We start from the raw sequence: 266 nt of genomic DNA on the forward strand, positions 1-266 counted from the left end.
GTTCGTGGATGTCGGCTACGACGTGGACCGGCTGGTCACGGTCAACGTCAGCACCGTTGGCGCCCCAAAGGGTTCGAGTGCGTACGCGGCCCACTGGAGCCGGATGCGCGATGACATCCTCGCGGTTCCCGGTGTCGCGGGCGCGGGATTCGCCAGCCTGCCGCCAGTCGATGGGCTCTCGGCGCCACAAGTGTTCGACGGCATTCGCGTGAGCCGCAACGAAACGTCGGCCGAGTACTTCGACGCGATCGGCATTCGCGTCGAAG

At 66.5% G+C, this 266-nt stretch carries 1 protein-coding gene; it reads left to right on the forward strand.

The annotated features are described in order from the left end of the window. Positions 1-266: hypothetical protein (locus ACLJNW_RS25645; protein WP_410961430.1), on the forward strand; the 266-nt coding region annotated here is incomplete at both ends.

Source organism: Salmonella sp. SAL4457, from assembly GCF_046548235.1.
GTDB classification, from domain to species: Bacteria; Pseudomonadota; Gammaproteobacteria; order Enterobacterales; family Enterobacteriaceae; genus Salmonella; species Salmonella enterica.